Origin of the sequence: Entomoplasma ellychniae (assembly GCF_002930155.1) — a bacterium.
In the GTDB taxonomy this organism is placed as follows: Bacteria; Bacillota_I; Bacilli_A; order Mycoplasmatales; family Mycoplasmataceae; genus Entomoplasma; species Entomoplasma ellychniae.
In genome coordinates this window covers 355,316-380,678 of record NZ_PHND01000001.1, presented here as the reverse complement: position 1 = coordinate 380,678, position 25,363 = coordinate 355,316, and the positions used below count along the sequence as shown (strand labels likewise).

Annotated in this window: 21 protein-coding genes; 13 read left to right on the top strand and 8 right to left on the bottom strand. The window is 25.6% G+C overall.

Annotation, left to right across the window (positions count from 1 at the left end; genetic code table 4):
• Nucleotides 1–77 precede the first annotated feature (77 nt).
• The 13 genes from EELLY_RS01680 (at nucleotide 78) to EELLY_RS01620 (ending at nucleotide 10,539) form a co-directional block, all read left to right on the top strand.
• Nucleotides 78–905, top strand: a complete 828-nt coding sequence (locus EELLY_RS01680; protein ID WP_104205762.1) for an ECF transporter S component — start codon at nucleotides 78–80, stop codon at nucleotides 903–905.
• A 339-nt stretch (nucleotides 906–1,244) separates the two neighbouring features.
• Nucleotides 1,245–1,703 carry a hypothetical protein gene (locus EELLY_RS01675; protein WP_104205761.1) on the top strand — a complete coding sequence of 153 codons (459 nt, stop codon included), beginning with the start codon at nucleotides 1,245–1,247 and terminating at the stop codon, nucleotides 1,701–1,703.
• A 119-nt stretch (nucleotides 1,704–1,822) separates the two neighbouring features.
• Nucleotides 1,823–2,095: a 30S ribosomal protein S16 gene (gene rpsP, locus EELLY_RS01670; RefSeq protein ID WP_104205760.1), complete on the top strand. Its 273-nt coding sequence runs from the start codon at nucleotides 1,823–1,825 to the stop codon at nucleotides 2,093–2,095.
• Nucleotides 2,096–2,108: 13 nt separating this feature from the next.
• Nucleotides 2,109–2,603 (top strand): ribosome maturation factor RimM, encoded by a 495-nt coding sequence (locus EELLY_RS01665; RefSeq protein ID WP_104205759.1) that lies wholly within the window; start codon nucleotides 2,109–2,111, stop codon nucleotides 2,601–2,603.
• Complete coding sequence (gene trmD / locus EELLY_RS01660; RefSeq protein WP_104205758.1) at nucleotides 2,603–3,319, top strand: tRNA (guanosine(37)-N1)-methyltransferase TrmD; 717 nt, start codon at nucleotides 2,603–2,605, stop codon at nucleotides 3,317–3,319. Before EELLY_RS01665 ends, trmD begins: the two co-directional genes overlap by 1 nt.
• Nucleotides 3,320–3,332: 13 nt before the next feature.
• Nucleotides 3,333–3,719, top strand: coding sequence for a 50S ribosomal protein L19 (gene rplS / locus EELLY_RS01655; RefSeq protein WP_104205757.1), 387 nt, complete (start codon nucleotides 3,333–3,335; stop codon nucleotides 3,717–3,719).
• A 447-nt stretch (nucleotides 3,720–4,166) separates the two neighbouring features.
• Complete coding sequence (locus tag EELLY_RS01650) at nucleotides 4,167–5,486, top strand: ATP-binding cassette domain-containing protein (protein WP_104205756.1); 1,320 nt, start codon at nucleotides 4,167–4,169, stop codon at nucleotides 5,484–5,486.
• A 41-nt stretch (nucleotides 5,487–5,527) separates the two neighbouring features.
• The gene (gene ylqF, locus EELLY_RS01645; RefSeq protein ID WP_104205755.1) at nucleotides 5,528–6,475 is read left to right on the top strand and encodes a ribosome biogenesis GTPase YlqF; all 948 of its coding nucleotides are present in this window, start codon (nucleotides 5,528–5,530) and stop codon (nucleotides 6,473–6,475) included.
• The gene (gene rnhB, locus EELLY_RS01640; RefSeq protein WP_104205754.1) at nucleotides 6,469–7,095 is read left to right on the top strand and encodes a ribonuclease HII; all 627 of its coding nucleotides are present in this window, start codon (nucleotides 6,469–6,471) and stop codon (nucleotides 7,093–7,095) included. The genes ylqF and rnhB overlap by 7 nt, the downstream gene beginning before the upstream one ends.
• A 54-nt stretch (nucleotides 7,096–7,149) precedes the next feature.
• Complete coding sequence (locus EELLY_RS01635) at nucleotides 7,150–7,455, top strand: single-stranded DNA-binding protein (RefSeq protein ID WP_104205753.1); 306 nt, start codon at nucleotides 7,150–7,152, stop codon at nucleotides 7,453–7,455.
• Between the two features lies 1 nt (nucleotide 7,456).
• On the top strand, nucleotides 7,457–8,227 hold the full coding sequence (locus EELLY_RS01630; protein WP_104205752.1) for a DNA-processing protein DprA: 771 nt from the start codon (nucleotides 7,457–7,459) through the stop codon (nucleotides 8,225–8,227).
• Between the two features lie 79 nt (nucleotides 8,228–8,306).
• Nucleotides 8,307–10,253: an ABC transporter ATP-binding protein gene (locus EELLY_RS01625; RefSeq protein ID WP_104205751.1), complete on the top strand. Its 1,947-nt coding sequence runs from the start codon at nucleotides 8,307–8,309 to the stop codon at nucleotides 10,251–10,253.
• Nucleotides 10,246–10,539: a hypothetical protein gene (locus EELLY_RS01620; protein ID WP_104205750.1), complete on the top strand. Its 294-nt coding sequence runs from the start codon at nucleotides 10,246–10,248 to the stop codon at nucleotides 10,537–10,539. Before EELLY_RS01625 ends, EELLY_RS01620 begins: the two co-directional genes overlap by 8 nt.
• Nucleotides 10,540–10,767: 228 nt before the next feature.
• Here the strand turns inward: EELLY_RS01620 and EELLY_RS01615 are convergent, their stop codons facing one another.
• The 8 genes from EELLY_RS01615 to EELLY_RS01575 form a co-directional block, all read right to left on the bottom strand.
• Nucleotides 10,768–11,904 carry an Mbov_0401 family ICE element transposase-like protein gene (locus EELLY_RS01615; RefSeq protein WP_104205495.1) on the bottom strand — a complete coding sequence of 379 codons (1,137 nt, stop codon included), beginning with the start codon at nucleotides 11,902–11,904 and terminating at the stop codon, nucleotides 10,768–10,770.
• A gap of 92 nt (nucleotides 11,905–11,996) precedes the next feature.
• Entirely contained in the window at nucleotides 11,997–12,551 is a 555-nt protein-coding gene (locus tag EELLY_RS01610; protein WP_104205496.1) for a hypothetical protein, read from the bottom strand.
• A gap of 227 nt (nucleotides 12,552–12,778) precedes the next feature.
• Nucleotides 12,779–13,675, bottom strand: coding sequence for a lipoprotein (locus tag EELLY_RS01605; protein ID WP_104205497.1), 897 nt, complete (start codon nucleotides 13,673–13,675; stop codon nucleotides 12,779–12,781).
• Nucleotides 13,676–14,088: 413 nt separating this feature from the next.
• Nucleotides 14,089–16,602, bottom strand: a complete 2,514-nt coding sequence (locus tag EELLY_RS01600; RefSeq protein WP_104205498.1) for a type IV secretory system conjugative DNA transfer family protein — start codon at nucleotides 16,600–16,602, stop codon at nucleotides 14,089–14,091.
• A gap of 236 nt (nucleotides 16,603–16,838) precedes the next feature.
• Nucleotides 16,839–18,896 (bottom strand): relaxase MobL, encoded by a 2,058-nt coding sequence (locus tag EELLY_RS01590; protein ID WP_104205500.1) that lies wholly within the window; start codon nucleotides 18,894–18,896, stop codon nucleotides 16,839–16,841.
• A 179-nt stretch (nucleotides 18,897–19,075) separates the two neighbouring features.
• Nucleotides 19,076–21,532 (bottom strand): HsdM family class I SAM-dependent methyltransferase, encoded by a 2,457-nt coding sequence (locus EELLY_RS01585; RefSeq protein WP_104205501.1) that lies wholly within the window; start codon nucleotides 21,530–21,532, stop codon nucleotides 19,076–19,078.
• 51 nt (nucleotides 21,533–21,583) lie between these two features.
• On the bottom strand, nucleotides 21,584–22,084 hold the full coding sequence (locus EELLY_RS01580; protein ID WP_104205502.1) for a sugar-phospahte nucleotidyltransferase: 501 nt from the start codon (nucleotides 22,082–22,084) through the stop codon (nucleotides 21,584–21,586).
• A 20-nt stretch (nucleotides 22,085–22,104) separates the two neighbouring features.
• Entirely contained in the window at nucleotides 22,105–25,356 is a 3,252-nt protein-coding gene (locus tag EELLY_RS01575; RefSeq protein ID WP_104205503.1) for a hypothetical protein, read from the bottom strand.
• Nucleotides 25,357–25,363 lie beyond the last annotated feature (7 nt).

The following is a 25,363-nucleotide window of genomic DNA, read 5'->3' as shown; positions in this document are numbered from 1 at the left end:
ATATTTACAAACAATTTAATGAAATATATTGAAAATAATAAAAACTAATTTATAATTATTATAAGTTAGGATTAATTATGACAACAAAAGATAAAAACAAAAGATTAAGTAAAATAGAAGACATTTCTGAAGAAGAAGTGAATAAACAAATACAACCAGAAAAAGACCAATATGTTGGAGATCATCATATTACAAAATCTGGAGATCATGATCATGTTAAAGAAAATGAATTTAAATTGCATATAGAATTTAGACTTTCAAGATCTCAACTAATTTTTAAAATTGTTTTAACTGGGATATTTATTGCTTTATGCTTTGCTGTTTCAGCAATTGATATGGCACTAGAGGCAATTAGGTTGCCATTAAACGACCAATTATGACTAACATTTAAATTTTTAGATATAGCTTTGATAACTATTTCTATAGCTATGTTAGGTCCAATATTTGCGTCTGTAATTTCAATTTTAGCACCTTGAATACATGGTATTGTTCATGGTTTTGAACATGGTGTAATAACACCATCAGTTGAAATGTTATCTGGTATATTAATAGTTTGATTAGTTTGACTGGTGTTTTATTATTTCTTTAAAAATTCTCCAATTCATCAAGACCAAAATAAAAGAAAAAAATATTTTAAAAGATTTGTACCTTTGCCAATTTTAATAACTGCTTCAACTCTTATCACAACTGCTCTATTTGTATTTGCATTATGAGTATCACCTGATCATCATCATGAACACACACACGAACACAGTGCTGGTGAACCTGAATTAGATGACATTAATGTAAAAATATTATTTTTAGTTTTTTGTTGAAACTTTTTAAAATATACTCTAGCATTTGGAGTGTTTAGCATTATTGAGTGAAAAATGCGACCTATTAATCATATTTATTACAAAAAATAAACTCATAATAGGCATGAATTGTTAAAATTATAGTGTGATATAAATCATACTATTTTTATTAATATAAAAAGTGGGGTTAACATCCGAAATGAAAAATTTAAAATGATTTTAGAAGAAGTAAACAACCAATCTAAAGATTTTTATGTTATAGGTTCTTATGTTGAAGCACTTGAAAATGAAGATTTTAAAAATATAATGAAAATGAGTTTTCTAATATGATTTATCAATATTCAGATCAAAAAATTGCTGATTTTTTACCAAGAGATAAAAATGTTGTTGTGGGATTTTCATATTTTGTACCACCAATAGTTAATTGCTATTTAGAAAGTTAGGAATTATATGTTTTTATTAGTCGTATTTTTTGCACCAATTATGATCAGTATTATTGTTTTGATTGCAATTAATTTTTTTATTTTAAGTAAGCGTAATTTTGAAGAAAGCAAAATTTATTTCGTATCTGTAATTCTTTTAGATGCTTTTATTACTTTTTGACTATTGATTTGAATTGGATTAATAGTGTTGTTTTTATATGAACATGAAGCATTTTCTTTATTTTATCAATATATAATTATTATCACTATTTTATACATTGTAAAAGCATTAAATATTGTTTTTTGTTACATACAATCAAAAAAAATAAAAGTTTTTGAAGGAAATATAATTGCAAACTCAAAAGTGCAAATTTGATTATTTTTATTTTTATTTATAATTCCATTTGCAAATATTATTTGGATTTTTAGAATTTTGTTTTCAATGGTATCTCAAGAAAAGAATAAAGAAACGGTTAATAAAGTATAATAAATATAATAAAAAATATTTTTTTATTTATGAGGAGTTAAGTAAAAGTACTTGACTTCTTTTTTGTTTATTAGTAAAATAATTAAGGTTTTATAAAAATACATTCACAAGGAGGATACATGGTAAAAATAAGATTAAAAAGAATTGGAAAAAAACAATCACCTTTTTATAGAATTGTTGCAGCTGATTCAAGAGTTAACCGTAATGGTCAATACATTGAATTAATTGGAACATTTGATCCATTAAAATCAGAAATTAAAATTAATAAAGAATTAGCTTTAAAATGATTACAAAATGGTGCTCAACCAACTGAAACAGTTAGAGAGCTATTATCTAAACAAGGTGTAATGAAATCATTACATGAAGCTAAATTAGCAAATAATAAAAAATAGCTAGCATATAAATATGGATAAAAATAATTTATTGCACATAGGGAAAATTGTTAATACATTCGGAATAAAAGGTGAATTAAAATTTGTCTTAAATTCAGAATTAACAATTAAAAATTGAAATGATTTCAAACTAATTTTTATAGAATTAACAAGTAAAGAGATTTTACCTTTTAGCATCATAGACTTTAGAGATAAAAAAAATCATTTAATTATCAAACTTGATGGTATTAATAATATAAATGAAGTAGAACGTTTTAAAAATAAATATGTTTACTTTAATAATGAAAAAAATGTTTTTGAAAAAAAGGTGAATTTATCTGATTATCAAATAAATTATAAAAATCAAACTTTATATATTGTCGATTATATGTTCAATGGTGTTTATGACTTAATAAAAATTAAAATTTATGAAAAAGAATTTTGAGTACCATTAGTTGAAAAATATATTGAAAGACAAGACGATAATAAATTAGAAATTATTTTGAAAGATATTGAAGGTTTAATGTAATGAGATATTCAATTTTAACTTTGTTTCCAGGTATGATTAAATCTTATATTTCAGAGTCAATTATTAAAAAAGCCTTAGAAAAAAACAAGATTGAATTAGAAATAGTTGATATAAGAAATTTTACAAACCTTGCTCAAAATCAAGTTGATGATTATCAGTTTGGTGGGGGTAAAGGAATGGTTTTAATGTGTGATCCTGTTGTTAAAGCAATAGAAAGTGTTAGAACTGATAGTTCGTTAGTTATTTTAACCACACCCCAAGGAAAAACATGAAATCAAAATTTTGCAAGAGAAATAGCCAGAAAACAAAATCACTTAATTATTGTTTGTGGGCATTATGAAGGTTTTGATGAAAGAATATTAAATTATGTTGATATTGAAATATCAATTGGTGATTATGTTTTAACTGGAGGAGAACTACCAGCACTAATAATGCTTGACTCAATTACTAGGGTTTTACCAGGAGTAATAAGTCGCGAGTCTCACCAACAAGATAGTTTTGAAAACAATTTATTAGATTATCCAGTATATACACAACCGCGTGACTTTAGAGGTCACAACGTACCAGAAGTTTTATTGAGTGGACATCACGCAAATATAAAACAATGAAGAGAACAACAACAATTAATAGCTACTTTTAATAAAAGACCAGATTTAATTGATGAATCAAAATTAAGTAAAGTTCAATTAGAACTTTTAAAAAAATTAAAAAAATAAAGGAGAAAAAGACATGGCATCTAAAGCAACAAAAACTATGTCATCAAAGTATGACATAGTTAACAATCAACTTAGAAGTGACTTACCAGACTTTACATCAGGAGATACAATCAAAATTGATGTAAAAATTAAAGAGGGAGAAAAATTTCGTACCCAAACATTTGAGGGTTTAGTAATTAAAACTCAAGGATCAGGTATAACTTATTCAGTTGTAGTTCGAAAATTATCAAATGGTGTGTTTGTGGAAAGAACTTTCCCATTACATTCACCAATTGTTGATAGTGTAACTGTACTTAAAAAAGGACGTGTACGTAGAGCTAGAATTTACTACATCAGAAACTTATCAGGTAAAGCTGCAAGAATTAAAGAAGTATTACCACCTAAAAAAGAAAAAAAATAGTAAATCAATAACTTTTAAAAAGTTACGCAAATGTGTAACTTTTTATTTTCTTATTTCCAAACATGCAAATTTTTAATAAAATAATTTCAGTAAAAAACATTAAATTAAATCATGGTATGAAGATAAAATTTAACTAATCGTATACTGATTACAGTAATATTGCTCAAACAAAATCTTTATTTTGTATTGGATAATTGTTAAAGTAATAACTAATAAGATTATCCAAATCATTGATAAGAAAAACTAAATAACAACTCATATAATTTTTCTCCTTTATTTTTAATCCTTATAATTACAAATTAATTTAAAAAAAATTTTGTGATAAATATTTTAATAAAAATGTATAATTATACTATATAAAAAGGTGGAATAACGACATGGATAAAACAGTTTAAACTTAAAAAAATATTTAATTCATTATCTTTTTTGAAAAAAGGAGATAACGATATGATACAAATAAATAATTTTAAACTATCCCAAAATGGACAATTTTTGTTTAAAATACAAAAATTGCAAATTAATAATAATAACCAAATTATTGCACTTATTGGTAATAATGGAGTCGGTAAAACAAGTTTTGCAAAGGCTGTTGCAAAAATTGAACACAAATTTGAAGGTGTTTTAACAAACACATTTAAAACTAATTACATAGAGCAAAAATACTTTGTAAACAATAATAATATGAGTGGTGGAGAATATAGCAAAACTAAAATTCTTGAAGCTTTTATGGCTGATGGAAACTTTATAATTTTGGATGAACCAACTGTTAATTTAGATAGAAACAACTTTAATTTTTTAATAAAAAAAATGAAATGTTTCAAAGGTGTTATTTTATTGATAACACACGACAGAGAACTTATACAAAAAACAGCTAATGAAATTTTAGAGATAGAAGATAATGAATTAAAATATTATAAAACAAACTTTAAAAGTTATATTTTTGAAAAAGAAAATGAAGCAAAACAACATAACATCAATATAGAAAAATATAAATGACAAAAAAAACAATTAGAAAAAGATATTACAACAACTAGAATAAATAATCATAAAAAAGAAAACGGTTCTAGAAAATTAAGTGCATCTGAAAAGAAACTGCAAGGTGGTTCTGGAAAGAGCTCTATGAGTAAAAAGTTAGGTGCGCTTAAAACTAAACTAAACAAATTAGATGAAGTTAATGATAAGTATATTCTTAATAAAAAAATATCTTTTGAATTTGAGCAAGGATTAAAACGAAGTGAAATTTTACACCTTAATAAATACAATTTTATGATAAATAACCGCGACAAAATAGCATTAACTGGGCAAAACGGATCTGGTAAAACAACTCTTATGAATTTTATTTATAGTCAACTATCGCAATTAAATAACCCATTAATTAAAATAGGGTATTTACACCAAGTTATGGATGATAAACTACTTAATCTTTCGGTTAAGGATTTTATCGATTTAAAATCTTATGAATCAAGAACAATAATTAGGGGATATTTATCTCAATTTAAATATACGGACCTAATGTATTTAAAAAAAGTTAGAGATCTTAGTGAGGGAGAAAAAGTTCAACTAAATTTAAGCGCAATTTTGAGTGTACCAACAAACATATTGCTTCTTGATGAACCAACCAATTATTTAGACTTAAATTCTATAATGATGTTAGAATCTGCTATTAAAAAATATGAAGGAACAATAATCATTGTTAGTCATGATCAAGTTTTTATCGAAAACACTTGTAACAAAACCTTAAACCTTAATTTATATAAAGATAAGTAATGGTATTTTGTTATAATAAATAAAGAAATAAAGGGGGAAACATGGCAGTAGATTTTAATTGATTTCCTGGTCATATGAACAAAACCCTTAAAGCAATAGAAGCAAAAATACCTGTTGTTGATTTAGTTATTGAAGTTTTAGATGCAAGAGCTCCATATTCATCAAGAAATACAACTTTTTCAAAAATTTTGAAAAATAAACCTGTTTTATTCATTATGTCAAAAGCAGACATTGCTGACCCAAAAGTTACTCAAGAATGAAAAGAATACTTTGCTAAAGAAAAAAGAGAAGTTTTAATATTAGATAATAAAAATGAAAACATTGTCAAAGATTTAGTCGACGTAATTAACAAAGCTACTTTAGAAAAACAATTAAAAGATAAAAATAAAGGAATGATAAATTCTTTAATTAATGTTTTAGTTATTGGTATACCAAATGTTGGAAAATCAACTTTAATTAATAGAATTGTTAAGAATAAAAATGTTAAAGTTGGAAATAAACCAGGTTTGACAAGAGGAATACAAATTATTCATTTATCAAAATTTATCTCGCTTTTAGATACACCTGGTATCTTACCTGCAAAATTAGACTCTGAACAAGTGGCTACAAATATATGTGCAATTAATTCTATAAAACAAGGTATCTATCCTCAAGAAAGAGTTGCTGGGAAAATAATGCAATATGTATTTAATTCATATGAAAATGTTATTGAAACCTACTTTAAAATATCTCCCAAATTGCAAAGACCAATTCAAATAAGTGAAACAATAATCTTGTTTGAATTAATTGGAAAATCAAAAAAATGATATATCAGTGAAGATTTGTTAGATTACAATAGAGTTATTTCTCATTTTATGCAATGTGTTATTGATCAAAAGTTTGGAAGAATTTCTTTTGAAAAAGTCTTAGAAGCTGTTCCAAAAGAAATTGAAAAAATAGCAAAATCAGATAATGAAAAAAAACATATGGATATTACAGATTTATGATAGACAAATCAAGAATTGAATTTGATTTAGATATTCAAAAAACTTATCATACAACTTTGATTAGTGGTAGTGATGAAGCTGGAAGAGGAGCTATGGCTGGTCCTATAGTTGTTGCTAGTGTAATACTACCAAGTGACTATGCCAATCCGTTAATACAAGATTCAAAAAAACTTAGCAAAAAATCAAGAATTTTTTTATTTAATGAAATTAAAAAAAATGCTGTTTCTTATTACATTTCAGTTATATCAAATGATATTGTTGATAGTATCAATCCTAAGCAAGCAAGTATTAATGGAATGAAAGAAAGCATATTAAAACTAAGTCCAAAGCCTGATGTATGCTTAATTGATGCTGAAAAAGTTAAAATTGATAATTATGTTTGTTTGCCTTTTATTAAAGGCGATGATAAAAGCCAAAGTATTGCTGCAGCTAGTATATTGGCAAAAGTTACAAGAGATCAAATAATGATTGATTATGATATAAAATATCCAAATTATGGTTTTGCAAATCATAAAGGGTATTGTACTAAAATGCATCAAAATTTACTTTTTAAAAATGGTGTTACACCAATTCATAGATTAAGTTATAAACCAGTAAAAATTATTTTGGGTTCTCTAAAATAATTTTTTTCTTTAATAATAAAATGACAGCAAAAGCTGCAAGAAAAAGAGGTGAATATGAATCTAGTAAATATTATTGGACAAATTGAAGGCGATGCTGAAGTTGCATATACTTCAAAAGATGGGAATTCAAAACTTTATAAGTTTATTGTTAGAGTTCCTAATAAGTCAAAAAATAAAACATACCATAAAGAAGACGACTTAATTAATGTTAAAGCTTGATCTACAGTTATTGAGGATGAGTTTTCTTTACATGATCAAGCAATTATTGGGATTGAGGGCAAAATACATTCATCAAAGGGAAAAGACAGCACAAGTATATTTAATGAAATTTATGCAAATAGAGTCTTATATTTAAGTTAAAATGGATAATGTTTTATTATACTTTTCATTAAAATATCAAGCAAATTGAAAACTTATTTATAAAGCTTTAGATGAAAAAGAAAAAATAGAAGCAAAGGATCTTATAAAAATACCAAATACAATAAGTGACAACTTTATCAGCATTATTAATCCTTTATATCCAAATTCACTAAAACAAGTTCAAGAGCCAAGTTTTGTTTTATACTTTAAAGGAAGCATCTCGTTGTTACATAATTATCATCAAAATATTGGTTTTATTGGTGGAGAAGTTGTTAACAGTTACAACAAAGTAGCTGTCATAAAAATAATTTCAGATCTTATTTTAGAAAAAAGAACTATTGTAATTTCTGGTGATCAACCATTACAAGAATTTATAGTTGATAAAGTTATAGAAATGAATGGTAAAATAATCATAACAACTCAACTTCCACTAAATACTTTTTTAACAAAATCAAAAATAATAAAAAAAGATTTAGACCAAGCAGATTATTTGATTATAAGTGAGCATCAAAATTCTTCATTATTTAATATATACACCAATGAAATTTCAAGCAATTATAAAATTGTAGATGGTTTGTCAAAAGCTATTGTTGTATTAGAAACAAATAATTTTGAATCTATAAATTCTTTTATAGCAAATAATATTTCAAACAACAAAAAAATATTTGCAATACCCCAACCAATAAACGACAAAACACAAAAAAGTAATTGGTTAATTAAACAAAATGCGTCTTTAATTGATTCAGGATTTGACATTTTAAATCAAATTTAAAAAAACCACGCCTGTGGTTTATTTTTATGTAAAAAAAGTGTTAAAATATATTGAATAAAAAACAAGAAAAGAGGTTTTTATGGAAATCGATAAACAAGAGCAAGAAAGACTTGATAGTGAGCATATAACACAATCATCAACACCTCAAGCAAGAGTAAAAAGATGGTTATCAAGAACAGACATTGAAGAAGAATTCGAAAGTGAAAAAGGTAAAAAAGAATTATCATATTTAAAATTAGTATTAAACTACATGAAAAAAAATAAAATGTGAACATTTTTATTGATAACTTCTGTTATTATTTTTGCTATATCTTCAGCAACTTCACCTATTCTTATGCAACAAACATTGTTAGCTGCAAAATCTAGCCTTTCAATCCCAATAACTGTAGAAGAAGGTTATTGAGGAATTAAATTATGAATAGTAATAACTGTACAGATAGTTGCGCTTATAGCAATGGCTTTTTCAATGTTTGTTTCGCAATGAACAGCAGGTATGCTAGGTAAAAAAATTGAAGTAGATTTAAGAAATGATTTAAATAAAAAATTAATATCAATGGACATGTCTTATTATTCTGACAAAAAGATTGGGGAAATTCTTACTAAAGTAATTTCTGATACTCAAATCATTGGTGAACAAACAGGAATTATTCCAGTTACTTTCTTAAATGGTATTTTAGTAACAATAGCATCTATATCTGTTATGTTTTTTATCGATGTTTGAATGACTTTAATTTTAATTTTGATATTTGTATCATTAGGCATTATATTTGTAATTTTGTTTTTTCCAATAAAACCAAAAGCGTATGCAGCAAGAAAAGTTGTTACTGAAGTTAATGGTGATGTAACTGATAGAATAAGTAATGTTAAATTAATAAAAGCTTCAGGAACTACAAGATATGAAGAAGCAAGATTTATTGAAAAACATAAAGCTTACTATGAAAAAGGTTCAGCTTTAAATTTTTATCAGTCAACAATCATCACACTTTTATATATAACTATTAATGCTATAGAATCATCAATGATTGTAGCTTGTGTTATTTTATACAGAGATCATCCTGAGAAAATAATAAGTGTTTTGGTTGGTATGGTTCCAGCATCTTCGCTAATGATTGGCCCTATGATGTCTCTTTTAAGAATACTTGTAGGTTTAACTCAATCTAACGTTGCTTCAAAAAGAGTTGGTGAGATTTTAAACCAAACTCCAAGATTTAATAATCACTTTGATGATGAAGAAGGAATTATAATTTCTGACATAAAAGGTAACATTGTTTTTAAAGATGTAGCTTTTGCATATCCAGAAAAACCAACTGAACTTATTTTACCAAAATTTGATTTTGTTTTTGAAAATGGTAAATCATATGCTTTTGTTGGTGGAACTGGTTCTGGTAAATCAACAATAGCAAGATTGCTATTAAGATTTTATGATCCTACAATTGGAATGGTTATTATCAATGATGATATAAATTTAAAAGATGTTAAGCTTTCTTCATATTTAGATCTTGTGGGTTATGTAGAGCAAGAACCAGCCATTTTCTTGGGCGATGTTTATGATAATGTAAGATATGGAAGATTTAATGCTACAAATAAAGATATTATAAAAGCTTGTAAAAAAGCAGAACTCCATGACTTAATAATGAGTTGGCCTGATGGATACGACACTATTTTGGGTGAGCGTGGATTTATGTTATCTGGTGGTCAAAAGCAAAGACTTGTTATTGCTAGAATGTTTTTAAAAAACCCAAAAATTTTAATATTAGATGAAGCAACCTCAGCATTAGATAATATTGTAGAAGAAGAAATTCAAGCAAAGTTAAATGAGTTGATGAAAGGCCGAACAAGTGTTACTATAGCGCATAGACTTTCAACAATTAAGAATGTAGATGAAATTTTAGTGTTAGCTCCTAAAGAAGGAATAGTTCAAAGAGGATCATTCAATGAACTTAAAAAAATAGATGGACATTTTAAAAATTTATATGATGCTGGAAATTCTAAAAAAGCTTGAAAGGGGGTAGAACTTAATGAGTAATGGAAAAAAGAAAGAATTGAATAAATATGGTTTTGATAAAACTTTAGAATTTTCATGAAAAAAATTAGGTAAATTTTTAAAACTTGTGGGTGTGACTGCAAAAAGTAATAAGATTTTATTCACTTTTCTTATATTAAGTTGCATAATGGGCTCATTTTTAGCTGCTTGTCTTCCTTTGGTAGCTAGTATGATGATTACGGCTCTTTCAAATAATAATGTTGAACCAACAATAAAGTTTTTACTATGAAATACTCCATTAATTAAAGGGTGCATAACTTTTTTGTAGGAGGACTCAACTAAGCAATTATCACAATTATTTCAAATGTTAATTCAATCATAACTCTATTTTTTTAAAAAACAAGTAAAATTAACGCAAAAATAATAAATGCGTTTATGATTATGTTTTTTTCTTGTTTTAGGGCACTTTTGGTTCTTTGCCTTACTTCTATACAAAAAATTTATTTTTGTTTGAAAAAAAAGTGTTAAAATTGATTTTAGAGCATATTCATATAACTTAAAAACCTAAATTATTGTTTAAATTGAAATTTCTAGCATTTAATATGTTTTTTATAACTTTAAAAGAAAATATCTTAGAACCATAACCAAGAGTACTTTTAACAAGTCCAGAAACAACAGATTCAGCACTCACACCAATATTTCAAGTTTTATTTTGGTTTTCAATTCCTTTGACGTTATTTTTAAAATATTTTAATATCGAATTACATGCAAAAATTTCTAAAATTTGTATAAGTTCTTCATACATTCCTTTGTAAAAATAACTTAAAGCTGTTTTGAATAATGTTTCAGAATTCTTTATAGAATTATTTAAGAAGACTTTCTTTAATTCCCTAACAGCATGATATCGATCTAATATATAGTCAGCTTCTAAATAATTAGCTAGATTTTTTATTCAAGTAGCACCATCACCACCAACGACTAAATGAGCATTATCAAAATTTTCATAAAAATTACACCCTAATTCATAAATTTTAAATGATAAAGCTTCAGTAGAAATGTTTTCATTTTTTCCAATTAAAAAAGTATTTCTTTTATTGGCTAATTTCTTTCGTTTAAGATTTAATGTTTTTTTATCATAACCAGTACAAAAAGAAATAACCCTAACTTTAGTGTCCTTTCCTCTGTTATATTTTCACCTTTTTTTAGACCTAAATCGATCTACATTTAAAAAAGCATCATCAACAAAAATATAAACTACTTGATTATTTTTTAATAAAACTTTTTTAGTAACTTCATTTCTTTTTTTGTCATTTTCAACAGATTTAAATATTCTTGAAATTGTCATCAATGATAAGTGAGCATTGGGAAACATGTCTATAATGTCTTTATATTTTTTACCACTACCTAATTGATCTTCTATTTTTGCTTTTAAATCAGGATCAATCTTAACGTATTTATTTAAATTTAAGTGAACATCTAACAACTTCACATACTTTTTATCAAAATTATCAAAATAAACCCTTCTATTTATTTTTAAATATCCAAATTCACTAACAATACATCTTTTAGCTAACCTTATCAATTTATATCTTCTTTTATCTCTCTTTATTAGCAATTCATAATCAAGTCTTTCAAGTTCAAGTTTTTTTGTTTTTAGAATTTTTGCAAATTCTTCTCGACAGTTAAATAACATATAAAACACTCCTTTAATAAATACACCAATTTTATTATAAGTACAAAAAAACTACATACTTTGTAGTTAATTTAGTTAAAGTTCTATTAAAACTATCGGTTGTGCCTCTTACTTTTTTTAATAATTTGAAATTGTTTATTTTCTTGCATTAATTTTAACTTTTCTTCTCTTTCTATTTTTCTGATCATTCTATTTTCTTGTTCTTCTAAAGAAAATTGTTTTCATATTCTTTGTTTGTCTTGTTCTTCAGTAGATAAGTTATTATACTCACCTGATAAAATCATTTTTTCAAAATTAACTTTATTTTTAATTTTATTAAACGAATAATTTGACGATCTTTTTATATATTTATACTTTTTATCAAAAGCGGGACCAATAAGCGGTTTCAACTTTTGTTTTAAACTTTTAGCATCAATTATGTAACTTGAACCCTTATCAAATTGAAAAACTTGTCCAGAACTTAACACTACATCAATTATATATTTTTGTTTCAATTTTGTTGATGCTTCTGTTACTCTAATTAAACTTGTGCCAGAATAAACTTTCGTGATCAAAAGTGGTCTTCAGTGTTTTAATTTCAAATCATTATCAGAGTAATCTCCTGGACTTTCAGAATAGCCTAATCAAATTTCTTTTTCCTTCAACATTTAATTACCTGCTTTCTAAATTAGAAAAAGGAGTACTCACTTATGTGAATACTCCCTCTTTCTTTCGGGAATTATTTAATATTATTAGACCCTATATTTAGAATTATACAAAAAAAGAACCAAAAAGGTTCCTTTTTTCCTGCATTTGCATGCGAGACTTGAATTCAAAGTTTAATTTTCTTTGATAAATTAATGTTAACACATAAAATTGTTCTTGTGTTGTTTTTTTATCTAAATATTATAAAATTTATTTTTATTGATCCAACTATATTAAACCCTTCATTAAATTCATTAACAGTTTCACTATCTTCACTATCTATATTAAAATTTTTTAATAATTGTTTTTGATTAGCTTCTTTTAAATAATTTACTGCTTTAGTAGTCATAGAAACTTCATAATATCCATCAACTTCAGTTACTTGTTTTCCGTTTAGCATTGATGGTGTATCTAAGGATTTAGGTGTATCAAAGAAATCAGACGATTCAAAATTTAATAAATTATCAATAAAAGCAAAACCTTCTGGAAATAAATCTTTATCTAAAAAATAATCATATCATTTGGTACTAAGCCCTGTAATAGATTGTGCAATTGCTTTATCTCAAGTTCAAAAAGAGTTCTGATTATCAATGTATCATTGCTTTAATTCTTTATTTGTTTTACCATATCATTCACCTTGGTTTTTTGTTAAATCAAAATAATCAATATTTCAATCACCGTGAAATTCTTGTTCAGCACCTGTTGTTACTGAAAAGTTTTTTATATATTCTTCAAAGCTCATTTCATATTCACCATCTGGAACAATTGGATTATCAATTGCTTTATCAGCTATAGCTTTAGTCAAAACAAAATTATCACTATCAATTTTTCTGCCTTCGACAACACTAATCTTTATTGTTACATCAGTTTCATTATTTTCAATTTCAAAAGCCTCAATTTTTTTAACACCATCAACTTTAACTTTTATTAACTCTTGGTTAACTTCATTTATATCAGTCTTATTTTGAATATGACTAACAGATCTCTTTATGTCTACTATTTTAATTTGTTTATTACAAGCAACAACAGCAAAGCTTGAAGTAACAGTTAAACTAAATGCAGCAATAATACTTAGAATTTTTTTCATATTTTTCACACTTTGCTACATATATTTTAAAAGTAGCTCTTTCTATAATTAACTATATACTTTATTTTATTCAAAATCTAATACATTTTGATATTTATTGGTGCTCAGTTGTTCTTAGTAAATTTGTAAACAATTTTAATAATTCTTACCTTTATCCCACCATTACCACCTTAAATCCCATGGATTTTACTAAAAATGTAGCATTTCATGCTCATTTTTTGAGTAAAAAGGTGGAAGCAAGATAAGAGGTGTAAACAAAAGTTCAAAATACAACTGCTTTTAATATTATTTATTTATAAATAATATCACAACCTAACACAAAAAGTGTTTACAAATATAAAAAAATGTTTACATTTTTGTAAACAAATTAAACTTTTAAATAAAAAACACCAAAATTTGGTGTTTAAAGTTACTTAATTATTAATGCGTTGTTTTTTTATTATAGCAGCTCTTAATTCTACTATTTTACGTCTAATTTCAGGTGTTATATTATTTTGGTTTCTTAAATCATTTAACTGTTCAATTAGTTCTGTTAAATTTCTATCATCCAAAACGTGAATTTCTTTTACTTTGGTAATATTAGAATTTTCATCAACCATTATTTTAACTTCGGGTTTTGTTTTACCAATTTGTTGTTCTTCTGTTTGCTTAATGATATTTTTTAATTCATTTCACAAATCTATTTCATATTTTTCAGAATATAACATAGTTTTCTTTTTAATAAAATTGTTTTCAATTGGTGAGTGATCATAAACTTTTTTACCATAATAATCAATATACTCGTTTTCACCAATTCAAGAAGGTAATAAATATGAAATGTATTTTTTATCATTTAACAAAATAGCTACTAAAGGTTTTGGTAATTGTTGAAGTTCATCTGCTGATATTAAAGCAGTTTTATCTAAAGATTCACTTGCTTCATTATCTCTAGTATTGTAGCTTCTTTTTAATTCTGCTCTTATCCCAAAAGATTTTGAGTATTTTTCATAATCGTCTCTCTCCGTTGAAGAAACAAAATAATTTAATTGACAGTTACCTAAAATTGATTTGGTATTGTTTATTCCATATTTCTCAGTCAATTGACTTTCTTTTTGAAGACAAATTAAAATATTTATATTTCTACTTCTACAAATTGAAAATGCTGAGATAAACTGATCTATTTTATTCATTGAACCAAATTCTTCAAGAATAAATAAAACTTTACGCTCAAGAGCCAAATTAGCACGTTTAGAAGCAATTGAAATAAGTTCTGCATAAATTTGCCCAACAAATAGTGAAACAAGTGAAACATAGGCTTTTTTGTTGTCTGGCACTATTAAAAATATAACTGTTGGTTTTTTAATCGCGTCTTCGACGTTTATTGTATTCTGACAGATTATGTTTTCTAATTCAATGTTGTCAAAAATAATTAAATCATTAGTTAATGTCTTTCATCAATTTTCAACATTACCAGGGTCTTTTTTAAATGTAATTGTAACATCAGCTAATCTAGTTTGTCAGTCATTTTCAGACAATGTATTTTTAGAAATAAAACTTTCAAGTTCTTGAACTTTTTTTGAACTCTTATTTTGGTTTTTAATTTCTATTAAAAGTTTTTGAGCTTTTTCTACATCATATGAGTGTTGAGATATTTTTTCAAAAAACTTGTTTTTATTAGATAAAATTTTTCTAATTGATTTTAAGTTAAAATTATCTATAGTTACCATTTTTGGATATTTAGCATTCAAGGCTAACATAAATTGTAAAGTTCCTTCAAAAAATTCTCTAGCTGCAGAATAAAAGAATTCATTTTTCGGATCTGGAGTAGTATATAAAGAACTTGCTAATTCAGCAATTTGACCAAAAGTTTCACCCTTTAGTTTTCTTTTTTCTTGAGTAATTCAATTTTCCATCTCACTTTGGGATGAAAAATAAACATCGAAGCTTTCATTTTTATTTTCATTTGTTATTTTAATAAATCCTATATATCAGTTTGGATTAGATTCGATGTAGTGGTCATTCACTAAGTTTTCAATACATTCTTTACAACTTAACGAGAAGTGCGTGTAACACCTAGCTAAGTTGCAATGGGATTGTATCATTGCTTTTGGTTCACTAACTTGACCTAATTTTCTTGAATTGTCAATTTCACTTGTTGGATGTAAATATTTTTGTCAAATTTCAAAAATAGAAGTCAGAGGATTTCATGCATCAGATTTATTTGGTTCTTGCAAATTAAAGGTTTTAACTTCATAACCATTTTCAATAAAAGTTTTGGACGTTTTTTGGTATAACTCTCCTTTTGGATCGTTTATAATCATAGATGATTTATTTTTTAATTTAATGTTATAAATTATTGTTGGCAAGATAATTCCAGCAGTTTTACCTGACCCAGGATCACCAAGAACAAAACCATTAACATCACTTGCAGCTGAAGTGTTTAATACTTTAGCTTTTGCATCTCAAACATTGCGAACAACAAATCCTGATTTCAATTTGTTTAATTCAATTTGTAGACTCTCATTAAAATTTTGCATAGAATCTTTTGATTGTTTGACCTTTATGTCATAAATAGAGCCATTTTGAGTTTTTCATTTAGGTTCATCATCAATAATATTTCGATCATCAATAACTAACTTACTAGCTGTTATATCTTTTGTGTCAATATGTTGTCTATACCCGCTTCTTCAAAATTTTGAATATATTGTGATAGCTAATGCTCAATTTAAAAATAACATCAAAACAAAAATCATCACTCCAATAAAAATAGGTCACATCAAATTAAACTTTCCAGTTAACACAAAAAATAAGTTAAAAGGGGTTTTAGAACTCATAGCACCAAGTAATGCTGTTATACAAAATCAAATTAAAATAGCTATTGGAATAGCCAATAATAATTGTCACAAGAAAAATCTTTTAATTATTTTATTTCATAATTGCAGTTTCATTTAAAAACCTCCATTCATAATTAACAAAACACTACATACTATATATATAAAAGACATAGATAAATAAATTGTCTTTCTAGATTTTTTCTTTTTGTTTTTTAAAACTTTTATAGTGTCAAACTGTTTTTCTTTAATTAATTTTTGGTATTTTTTTAAATTTTTAAAATAATCGATAACAAGCCAAACTATTAAACAAAAATTAATAGAGATTAAAGTATATATTGGAATTAACATTTTTATATCCTAATCCTTTCTCTTTCATATTTTTCAATTTCATTTTCAGCTTTCATTTTCAGTCTTTTCATTTCATTTTCAAATTCATATGCTGCTTGTCTAGAACCCAGTTTAAAAGCATCGCTAATCGAATTAGATATTTTAGAGACGTTTTGAGTCAAAAATTTATTTTCTTTGAATTCCTTTTTGATTCCTAGTTGAAAATTTTGATTATAAATTTCATTAAATAACACATTAACATGTTTTGAATAATAACCATTTTCGCCATTCATTAGTGAGTTTTTCACTTCATTAAAAATTAAAGTTTCTTTTTGTTCTTTTGTTAAATTATTTTCAGATAAATTATTATATAAACTTTGTGAATTTATTTTTAAATTTAATTTATCGAGAGCATCTATTGTTTTTAATGTTTGAATGGTTTTGGTATCATTATCATCAATTTTCTTTAGAAGAACTTTTGTTAGTTCATGCGAAATATCATCAACTTTACTTTGGATGTTTTGAAGCATTAACGTACCATTTTTAGACTGCTTTATTATATTTTCAACATATGATATAGCTTCGATCTTTCCTTCATCATTTAATGTGTTAAAACTTAATGTTGAGCCCTTTTTAGTTCTATAAGTTTTCATTGTTTCAAATCAACTTATGTGTTCATGATTTAATAATTTTTGGGTTTTTACCATTGAACATTTAAGTTTTTCTCAAGTGTTAATTTTATTGAGAAACAACATATTGGAATCTACCTTTTTTGCGATTTGCTTTTCAATTTCTGTTAAATTAGTTCTTCTTTCAAAAAATTGTTTTAGTTTATTTTTAGAATGGCTTTCATGAATTAAATTTATGTTATTAATTAAATTATTTTTCATTGATTTTATATTTTTATTATGATTTTGTTTTTCTTTAACAGTTAGCTGTTCAGATAAATATCTTTTTCTAAAATTAAGTTCTAAATCTTTAATTTTTAAACTTAATTCATCTATTTTTTTAATTTGTTTATGAATCAAGAATTGTTGATGTTTAGATAAAAAGAATTGTCCACTTATTTCTTCAGAAATTAAGGCTTTGGTTTCTAATTCTAAAACTCTCATTTTTTGGTAACTTAGTTCATTAGTTTGAGCATTTAATTCAATTCTTTGATAAAAATACTTCATAGATTCTTGGTTTAAATTTCCCTTGAATTTTCATTCACCATTTCTGTTAGGTTCATTTTCATAAAAAAATAAATGAGCGTGTGGATTAGATGTATTTCCATGCATAGAAAATCCCCAACTCATTCTTTTAGGGTCTAAATTGTTTTCAATAAATAATTGATCAATATTTTTACTTATGAGTTTTCCAATTACTTCAGGAACCAAAATATTGTTATCTTCAGCAAATTCTGTATCAAAAGATAAAACAGTATCTCACATTAACCTATCATTGTTATTCCTCATATTTAAAAATTCATTTTTTAAATTTTGAACTTCTTGTTTTGACAACTCACCAAAAATATAACTACCTTTAGTTTTGAAATGTGCCTGATTAGTATAAAGTCCAGTTCCTCATTGCACTTTTTTATATTCTTCAATACTCTTTTGTCTTCTTGAGCGTTCTCTATCTATTTCCAAAAGTTCTTTTAACATTTCTTGTTCAGTTTCTTGTGTTAAATTAAAGATTGTAGATTCTCTAGCTATAAAATCAGAATTTTGAAAATGGCCTGCTTCATTTAATGAATTAAATAATTTTGTTTTAAAGTTTCAACCATACTTTGAATACTTTTCATCATCAAATATATTTTCACTAGCTTTTAAAAATTCTTCACTCACTCCTTTGTTTAATCATTTCTGTCTTCACTCACTCCTGCTTTCTAACATGAATTCATTTAACTCTCTATTTTCTTGCAAAGCTTTTTCAGGAAGTGCTTTTAAAATACATGCTTGTTTTCTTGTTATGTAATCGATATAAGTAATATTTTTAGAACCTTTTTTGCCGCGATAATAGTTTGTCAATCTTTGTTTTGAGTTGTTGGGATCATAAAATCTTATTACTTTGAAAATGTTATTTTGTTTTCTATTCATTAGAACCTGCTTTCTAAATTAGAAAAAGGAGTACTCACTTATGTGAATACTCCCTCTTTCTTTCGGGATTATATTTAGTTACTAGTTGTACAATAAAATTATAATTGATTTAATTGAAAAAACCTTAACAATGAAAAAATAGCAATAAAAAAACCTTTTTATTTTTCAAAAGGTTTATTTTAAAATAAGTTTAAATATTTTTTAATTTTAATAAATATAGGATTATTAACCATAATTTCATAAATTAAATTCCAATCTGGTTCTTCTTTGTTGTTTACAGGTAAAGTTAATTTTAAAGTTCCATTTTTGAACTCACCTTCACTTATTGAATATCCAAAATATCTATTTTTGTGTTCTAGGCTCATAGCAAAAGCAATAAAAATTTTGTGCTCTAGACTCAATGTCTTGTCTATCAAATCAAAAACTTTGCATGTGCTTGCTACAATAAATTTATAAGGATGGAAGAAAGCTAGGCCTGCTCCCCCATCTCCTTGAGTGTTTCATGTAAATAAATTATCCAAAACAGATTCATTATATATATTTCTTATATTGCTTATTCTACAACCGTTTCTAGAATTTGATGCAGCGACATATGAGATATCTCCATCTTTGATATCTATATATTTTTCAATTCTTAGTGCATTATTAATATTTTTTTTAATTTCCAAATGCTCATTAGCTGAAGTTTCCTTTAATTTAAAATTTTTAATATATTTTTTTATATCATAAGCTTTTAATTCAGAGTCTATGTTTAAGAAATGATCATAAATTTTATATTTATCTTTATTGTTATTCTTATTTACTATTTCTTCAAACAAATTAAATAAATAATCATTCAAATTTAAAAAATCTTCAGAAGATATTTTATTATAGAAATTAAAATTTCATGTATCATTTTCAGATACGTTCTTTATGTTAATTGATGTATTTAAAATTTCTTTTCTATTTTTATAATTCTCTAAAAAATCACTTTTAATTTGTGACCATTTTTTAATGCCATCGTATCTACCATGTTTTTTGCTAGATATGAAACCATCATCTTTAAGGTCATAAAAATATGTTCCAAGATAATTTTCAGAATTTGGCCTTCCTATATCAGCGACAAGAATAGATGTTTTAACTTGTGCGCCAGAAGAACTTTTGTTTTGAAAAATATTGTTTGGCATATTAATAACAGCCATCAGCGAATTATTTTTCAAGAACTCTCTTTTAAAATCAGTATTTCCTTTAAAAATAGAAGTTGAAACAATTATTACAACTTTTTCTGTTGCCAATGTTAAAGATTTATTTATAAATTTTCACATTTCATCCTGAGATAAATAAGGCGGATTCATTATAACTTTTTTAGGATTTTCTACAAAGTCTTTTTTATCGTATTTAAAAATTCCAGATTTTTTAGGTTCGGGGTTGTCGTCATCAACAAAAATATTAGTCTTACCATCATCATTAATAAGCATATTCACTAATGTTAAAAAAAACATTTCTTTAGATATCTCTATTCCGTATATTTTTTTACTTTTAATTGTCTCAATTTCTTCATCATTTTTAGCCATTGATATTAATTTATTCATAGAATTAACTAAAAAAATTCCCGTTCCACAAGCAGGATCTATTACAGAGTCATCTTTTTTTAATTCTGCTAGGTCTATCATTAAATTTGCTATGTGTTTTGGAGTTAAAACTTGACCTAAAATTTTTCCATCTCCCGATGTGTATCTCAGTAAAACTCTATACATGTCACCAGAAAAATCATGATAAGACTCTTTTTTCATTTTGTTTATAATTGGCATTAATTTTTGATCTATGTTATCAATAATTTTTTTTCAAATTTCATTATTTATTGAATATGATTCAATTAGATTACAAAATCTATCAATAATTCCAATATTTTTGTCTCTTTTATTTTCAGGCAAAACATTTAACATTTTAGTTTTTATAGAACTAATTAGTAAACCACTAATGTTGCTTGTATTAGTCTTGTGCTTTTCAATGTCTGTTTGTATTTGCTTAAAATGCGTTAAAGAAAAAATTATAGAACCAGTAATTATCGGTCTTTTTTCTGTAGAAATTTTACTATCATCCATTAGCTTATTTAAAGAAGAAATTGCATCACTTAGGTTATCAACTTTTTCATCAATCAAATCATCAGCTATAATATTCTCGTAATCAAACTCATTTAATATTCTTTGAGATGGTAAGGGTTCAAAAATGAGGCTATCTTTTTTTGAATAAAATTGATCAATTATGTAATCACCCTTAGAACCTGAAGCAGCTATTCCAAATACGTCATAATCTTTAAAAAAACTCATATAATGCAGTACTCCATCTGTTGCAAAAATTTTTGGGTCAGTTATTTTTCCGATTTTATTAGATGTGTGTTTTTTCTTATCGTTTTTAATTTCTCCTAAAATTAAAAGCTTAGTCTCGGGATTAAAATATATTAAATCTGGTTTTCCTAAAGAAGGATTGATAGAATTAGAAAGATTTTTTGATGCTGTTGATAATTTTGAGTTTATTTCTTCAAAATCAGACTTATTAACATTTCAATCATATTTGTACAAATTTCTTTTTTTCATATCACTAACAACATTAAACAAATAATTATGTAAGTAAAATTCTAATTCACTATTTTTCATAAAACCTCCTAATATTTTATAAGTACAAGTAAATCAATTATATCATTCAAATTAAAAAAGTAGTTCTTTAAAGATAATTTGTTTAGGTAAAATGTTTTTGCAAATATATGCTGTTTCAGATGGTGGGTTTTTGCAAACTAACCCCTCATTTGATTTAAACTTAATTCTTTTGTCAAAAATTAACAATTGTTTGTCTTGTATTTTTTCTCTTATAGGTTTTAAAGCTATTGATACCAAAGGCACTAACATAGCGAATGGTTTGTTTAATTCTTCCAATTTGATAAACACTTGTTTTCTTAAACTGTAAGGTGGATTTGAAATGATGTAATCAAAAGATAAAACATCACCACTTTCCAAATCAAAAAAATCAAATCCGTCTTTAATGTGCCTATAACTGACCTTGTGACCTGCCTTTTTTAAAACATTTACATATTCGCAATCAATAGTGTCAAATGGGCATAATATTTTTGAGTTTGGTTTAAGAAATTCTAAAATAGGTTCAATCGCATAGGGCAATGTGTACCACTCATCATTTTTATTAGGAAAATACATTTTATTCACCTGCCTTTCTTTTATTTTAATTTATAGCCTTTTAATTTTCTTTTTCGCTTAACTACAGCAAATAAAGTAATAGCTATTATAGCAATTGCTGGTATTGTAACCAATCATCAGATTCCACCAAATAGCTTTTTATTTGGTTTTTCACCTCCTGGTCCAGGAATTTCAGGATCTGGTTTTTCTGGAAGTGGTTTAATTGGTGGTTTAACATTAGATTTAGGGTCATTAATTACTTGATAACTAGTAGCACCACTTAACAAAGTTGTGCCCCTAACAGCATTTATTCTTACTCACATTACACGTTTTTTAGCAACATTCAAGAATTGATCAATATATTCATTAATATTGGGTTCTTGTGTTATGTCTAGTTTCATACCATCAATAAAAATTGCATAATCTTTTGCATATTTATATTCTGGGATTTGTTTGTCAATAAAATTACCTGTTGGTTTTCCATCTTTATCTTTTTCAGGAATTTGCTTTAACGTTTCATTCTTAGCTATTCTATATTGATCAAGAGTTTGCCCAACATAACCTAAAAGATAATTTTCTAAAAATGCTTTTTTGTTTTCTTCAGGTCAGTTACTAAAATTACCTTCTTGAGTCTTAAATTTTACATCGCTTAAACTAATTTCAAGGTCAGGATCATATTTTATGTCATTGTTTATTTGAAATTCTAGATTCCCAACAAGTAGTAATGATTCAGGAGTAGCTATTACAGTTACATCTAGTTGTTCAATAGGGTTATCTTCACTTATACTTACAAATTTACTTAATTCCATATCATTAAGTGGAATATGCCCTTGTGTTGATTCAATAATATAATCTTTTTCTATGGCAGAGCCTTTAAAACTAAACATTTGCTCTTTTATTTTCCTTGTTATATATGCTTTAGCAGCAATTTCCTCTGTTTGCTTCATAGGAAAGTAAATTGGTTGTCAATCGCTTAAATTTAACCTATCATCAGTTTCTGGGTTATAAGTCATATGGCCATTTATTGCAGCTGAAACGTATTGACGTCAATATTTTACAATTTGCTCATATTTAATAAGTTGTAAAGCATCTGCTGAAGTTATAATTGCGTTTGCGATCATAAAACTTCTTAAGTGACCACCAGATGTAACTGTAAACCATTCATGTATTTTAGAATTCTTTTTTGAAGATTCTAAATCTAAAAAACGTCTATAGTTTTTAGCATCACTATCTAAAGTTATGATTTTATGAATAACAGTTCCTTGTATTGCTCTAATATCTTTATTTATTGGTGGATTATGGATAGAATTACTACCTCATGAACTTTGATCTACAAAATCTTTTAAATAAAAAATATAATGCCAAGTTCCTGGATTAGAAAATTGAACTTCATTATTAATTTTCACTTGTGTTTTTGAACCAACTTCTTGAAATGTAACTGGATCAATTTCAACTCTTTCTATTTTAGAAAATTGTTTTAACTGTTCATCATCATACAAGTATTTAATTCCCTTATTAACAACATAAGCTTCAGCAAAGTATCCTCACCTTAAAGGATCATCTTGAACATCTCCACCAATCAATTGTCCATAACGATCTTTTGGATCAATTAAAAAGGGTTTGGATAAAGGTTTTTCATTAACAAATATTGATTGAATTCTCACACCAGTTTCTGGATTTATATAAGGATCATATAACTCATTTTTTTCACCATTTATAAAAGGTTGTGTTAAAACTCATTGATCGTATTTATTTTTATCACCTGGTGTATTTTGTGGATCTCAACCCATTCATTTAAAGTCAACGTTGGGATTTAGTGAATTTATTTGTATTGTTCTACTAAATTTTAATTTACCATCAACTTCAACTGCAATTTCATAAGTGTTGTCTTCTTCCATTGTTGAGCTTTCATCATTTCTACCATCTGTTAATGTAGCTACAAAGACATTCCTTCAAACTTCAGCATCTTCGCCATTTACAAGCAATCGTTCATTTTTGTTAATAGAATTTGAAGCAAATTGTACAATTACTGTGTTGTGATAAATGAATGTTTGTTTACCATCTTTTTGAATAAGCTCTGGAACATCATTCATTGTTTTGCTAACGTCATTTAAATCTACAACTTTTCCAGGCAAAATTTCTAATCTTTTCAAATAACTCATATCTCAATAGCTTTGATCAACTTTTAAGTTAATTTTTGTTGTATAACGAACAAATTCTGTATTATTAAGCATGAAAACAGTATCAACTGTGTTATCAACATTATTTCAATTATATAAATCAAATGTTACTCCATATTGTTTATATGAATTTCATTGATCACCAAATGTTGTTGGTGCTCTTTCTCTTAAAAGTTTTTCAATTTCACTCTTATTTGCTTTTCCTGTTGGTTTTGGTTCTTTACCAGATTGTCAAGTTCCAGTGCTTTCATTTCATTCTCCTTGAAAATCACTAGATTTTAACTTTTCTTCCGAATCTATAGCAGCACCAGTATATGATGTATATTCAATTGTTTTTTTGCCATTATTTATAATTGTTTTTTTAAATGAATTTAAGTCATAACTCGACTTAAAGGAAACACTTTTAGGTTTAAATCCAATCATAGCTCCATGCCCATAAGCTGAACCTTTATTGTATTCTAAATATGAAGACGTTTTAATTTTCATTTGTAGATAATTTCCTGAAAAAGATGTTTTATAAAACATTTCAACCTGATGGTTGTTAGAACTATTATTTCTTTTTGAAAAAATTGATATATAATCGCTTTGAATTGTATTTAATGAAAAAGTTGTTGATTTATATGAGTCTTCTGAATCAAATTTAGCAATAACAGCAGGACTAGCTGATGATGTTACGTTTGTACTATTATAAATTAGATATGACAGCATTATCTCCAATTCTAAAGTTTTATAATTATTTTTAAAGTCATCAACAGTTTTAGCATAATTCAAAGTGTTTAAATTTAAAATTGTATATTCTTTTGATGCTGTTCCATTATCATAACTTTCCTCATCAAATGTTGAATTTATATCTGATAAGTATTTTTGATAACCTCAACCTGTTCTCATCCTATTAACTCTGTGTTTTGTATATGAGTTATTTAAAATATATTTAAAATTTGGATACATAGGATTAGTTATATTATTATTGTAATTAGATTTTTCATTTGTTAAAGAATAGTTATAGTTATTTAATAAATCAGATTTATTAAATACATAGTATGTAGTATGTATATTAAATATCGATAATAATGCAAATAATAATATGATTAAAATATTTAGTGTTTTTTTCATAGACATT